Annotated in this window: 3 protein-coding genes and 1 pseudogene; all 4 read left to right on the top strand. The window is 50.4% G+C overall.

Annotated elements, in window-relative coordinates; translation table 11 throughout:
- Positions 1-191 precede the first annotated feature (191 nt).
- Complete coding sequence (locus tag AC6R1A_RS06170; RefSeq protein WP_500630711.1) at positions 192-1,184, top strand: hypothetical protein; 993 nt, start codon at positions 192-194, stop codon at positions 1,182-1,184.
- A gap of 77 nt (positions 1,185-1,261) precedes the next feature.
- Entirely contained in the window at positions 1,262-3,115 is a 1,854-nt protein-coding gene (gene ubiD, locus AC6R1A_RS06175; protein ID WP_500632331.1) for a 4-hydroxy-3-polyprenylbenzoate decarboxylase, read from the top strand.
- Entirely contained in the window at positions 3,112-3,381 is a 270-nt protein-coding gene (locus AC6R1A_RS06180; protein ID WP_500632332.1) for a 2Fe-2S iron-sulfur cluster-binding protein, read from the top strand. The genes ubiD and AC6R1A_RS06180 overlap by 4 nt, the downstream gene beginning before the upstream one ends.
- A 14-nt stretch (positions 3,382-3,395) precedes the next feature.
- Positions 3,396-3,827: pseudogene (gene fre, locus AC6R1A_RS06185) on the top strand (NAD(P)H-flavin reductase); the annotation flags it as partial.

The raw sequence follows: 3,827 nt of genomic DNA on the forward strand, positions 1-3,827 counted from the left end.
AAACCGATGCGATGGAATTCCTCATTGATAAGTTGGCCATGACCAAGACCAATGATGAATTTTTCGATGCCATGCGCAGACAGTAATAAGCAAGTTTGAATAAATGAACGCCACCCAACCCGGGTGGCGTTTTTATTTGCATTCTCCGCTATTCCTATCCACAATAAGTGAAATGTTACAAGGAGGTTAACATGCAACAAGGAATGTTGTCGTCACTTCTCCTCTCGGCATCTCTACTGGTGGCTCACCCCGTCTCGGCAACACCCATGGAGCCGGAAAGAGCGCAAGCGTTGCTCGCCGATGAGCACATTGAACTGAAAGTGGCTGAGCTGCTGCAATACGCCATCGAAGACAATATCGACACACTCAAATTTGCGTTAGATCGTTTGTCACTCCCACAGCAGGAAGTGGCGCGTTATCTATTATTGAAAAAGTTTGAAGATCAAGAGTTAGCGCTCACGTCGAAAATGGCTTTGTTTGTTGAGCAGCAAAAACGTCGCGTACCTACCTATCAAGTTTTGGAGGTCGGTGATGGTTATGAGTTTTCAACCCCCGCGTTTAATTATCCGGCGATTGCGAGTCGTCTGCTGAAGCAGTGGAAGCAGGGGCAATCGGCATTGGAATTTGTGCTAGCGGCAGAGCGTCAGGAGCTGAATCTGAAACAGTGGTTATCGGGCAGCGACTATCAGGTGCAGATGAGAGAGTCCTTGTTCATCCGCGAGCTAGATACCTTGTCTCAGCAAGCGGTCTTAGCATTGGCGGCGCAGCTGACAGATCAAACGGTCACCAGTTGGCTTCCTTCATCGGCAGTCATGGTGCGCTTGGCGCAAGTCAGTGAAGACCCAGGTGTTTACAAACTGATCTGGCTAACCAAAGCGGACTTTAATAGCCAGCAAGAACTGGCGAGGCTCGCTGATGTGGGCGACGAGTTTGCTCTGCAGCAAATCATGCGTGCATCTACGAATCCTGCCTTGAAAGCATCGGCGATTGAGGCGTTAACGCGCATTAAACCGATGTCACCAGAGGTGAAGGAATTTCTTATCGCCAAAATGGCCATTCGTGAAGAGGCGTCAATGGTGGCAAGCGCGCTCGCCAATCAAGGTTATCGAAGCTGGCTTGAAGAGTTAGCCAAGACCAACCAAACCGTACGCAGTCATGCCATTTTGAGTGTGTTAACCCAATAAGACCCTGCACAAAAAGGGGATCGGACGGGCGAGGTTTTTGATATACTGATGCGATATTAATCAGCCAGAAAAAGCCCATGAGTTTTAAGGATTTAAGAGACTTTATCGACTTCCTCGAGCAAAAGGGGAAGCTTAAGCGCATTACTCACCCGGTTGACCCCGCTTATGAAATGACAGAGATCAGTGACCGAACACTGCGTGCGGGTGGTCCTGCTCTGTTGTTTGAAAACCCCATCGGTTACTCCATGCCTGTCCTTACCAACCTGTTTGGTACGCCAGAACGTGTCGCGATTGGCATGGGGCGTCAGGAAGTCAAAGAGTTGCGGGAAGTGGGTAAACTGCTTGCCTACCTGAAAGAACCCGAACCCCCTAAAGGGTTTAAAGACGCGCTCGACAAATTACCTGTCTTTCGGCAAGTCCTGAACATGCCAGCGAAACGCTTGCGCCGCGCACCGTGTCAGGAGATCGTTTGGCAAGGTGAGCAGGTCGATCTCGATAAAGTCCCCGTGATGAGTTGTTGGCAAGAAGACGTGGCGCCGCTGCTCACCTGGGGATTGACGGTTACGCGTGGCACCAAGCAAAAACGACAAAACCTCGGGATTTATCGTCAGCAAAAAATTGCCAAAAACAAGGTGATCATGCGCTGGCTCGCGCATCGTGGTGGCGCACTTGACCTACGTGATTGGATGGAGACGCATCCAGGTAAACCGTTCCCAGTCTCTGTCGCCTTTGGTGCGGACCCTGCCACCATACTTGGCGCCGTTACGCCGGTACCAGATACCTTGTCTGAGTATGCTTTTGCCGGTCTATTGCGGGGCAGCAAAACCGAAGTGGTGAAATCGGTGAGTAACGATCTCGATGTTCCTGCGAGTGCAGAGATCGTATTGGAAGGATACATTGACCCAAATGAGTTTGCCGATGAAGGTCCATACGGTGATCACACCGGGTATTACAACGAAAAAGAGCAGCATCATGTGTTCACCGTGACGCACATTACAATGCGTCAAAATCCCATTTATCACAGTACCTACACTGGCCGCCCGCCCGATGAGCCCGCTGTGCTTGGGGTGGCGTTGAATGAAGTGTTTGTGCCGATTTTGCAAAAGCAGTTCCCGGAGATTGAAGATTTTTACCTACCGCCGGAGGGGTGTTCGTATCGCATGGCTGTGGTGACGATGAAGAAGCAGTACCCGGGCCACGCGAAGCGCGTCATGATGGGTGTGTGGTCTTTTTTGCGCCAGTTCATGTATACCAAGTTTGTCATCGTGTGCGATGAATCTGTCGATGCCCGCGATTGGGGCAGTGTCGTCGCGGCGATGAGCCAGCATGTCGATCCGCTGCGTGATAGTTTATTCATTGAAGATACCCCGATCGATTCCCTTGATTTTGCATCGCCAGTCGCGGGTCTAGGTTCCAAGATGGGTCTCGATGCGACAGTGAAGTGGGATGCAGAACGTGTGGGTCGAGCCGAGTTGCCCGCCAGCGCTAGGCTATCACAGGACGCCATCCGTCAATTTATTGCTCAGAATGACAACGTCCGAACGATACACATTCCAGAAACCGCTCACGGTGATGGCGTGGCCATTGTGACGATGAATAAGCAGCAGGCTGGAGAATCAGCGTCACTCGGACACCACACCCATCAGTGGTTAGCGCAGCACACGCGACCTAAGTTCATTATTCTTTGTGATGATGACGTCGATGCTCAAGACTGGAACGACGTTATCTGGGCGGTGACAACACGGATGGATCCATCGCGCGACAGCCTACGTATTGCAGCGACAGATAATCAATCGTCATGCTTAGTGCTTGATGCCACCAATAAAATCGAAGGGCTTGAAGTGACGCGCGAGTGGGGCTCGCCTATCAAGAAAGATCCGGACTTAGTGGCAAAAATCGATGCTATTTGGCCCGAGTTAGGTATCCTATGACGTATCAAGTCATCTTGCATCCAGGGGCAATCGCCTTTGATATGCAAGAGGGAGAAACGGTGCTGGAAGGGGCGCTCAACAATCAATTACCTTTCCCACACCGTTGTCAGGTCGGTGCATGCGCAGCCTGTTTGTGCCGGATAATAAAAGGAACAGTGAAGTATCAATTAGAACCTATGCTGACAGAGAAAGAGCAGCAAGAAGGGTGGATATTCGCTTGTCAGGCTCTCGCAACGAGTCATTTAGAACTTACTCTAGAGGAGTGAGTTAGAGGAATACCATGACAATCCAATGTAAAGTAAAGTCTATTCAGCCGTTAGCTGCGAATACATTTCAAATTTTGCTCCATCCACAACAGTCGGTTGCGTTCAAAGCTGGCCAATACCTTACTGTGGTGATGGGTGAGAAAGATAATCGCCCTTTTTCTATTGCCAGTAGCCCGTGCCGCCATGAAGGCGAACTTGAACTTCATATCGGCGCAGCGGAACACAACGCTTACGCCCTTGAAGTGGTGGAAATGATGCAACACGCGCTGCAAACCCAAAGCGACATCACCATAGATGCACCACACGGCGATGCTTGGCTACAACAAAATAGCGAGCGACCACTATTATTGATTGCTGGAGGAACCGGCTTCAGTTATGTACGCTCCATTCTCGATCATTGCTTGTCCCAATCTTTAGAGAATGACATCTATCTTTATTGGGGAGCG

It is taken from the genome of Vibrio sp. R10-SG3-ISO3 (genome assembly GCF_059834225.1).

Bases quoted from the DNA above. Each gene is read 5' to 3' on its own strand.
- AC6R1A_RS06180 (WP_500632332.1), top strand. From the start codon at position 3,112: ATGACGTATCAAGTCATCTTGCATCCAGGGGCAATCGCCTTTGATATG.
- ubiD (WP_500632331.1), top strand. From the start codon at position 1,262: ATGAGTTTTAAGGATTTAAGAGACTTTATCGACTTCCTCGAGCAAAAG.
- AC6R1A_RS06170 (WP_500630711.1), top strand. From the start codon at position 192: ATGCAACAAGGAATGTTGTCGTCACTTCTCCTCTCGGCATCTCTACTG.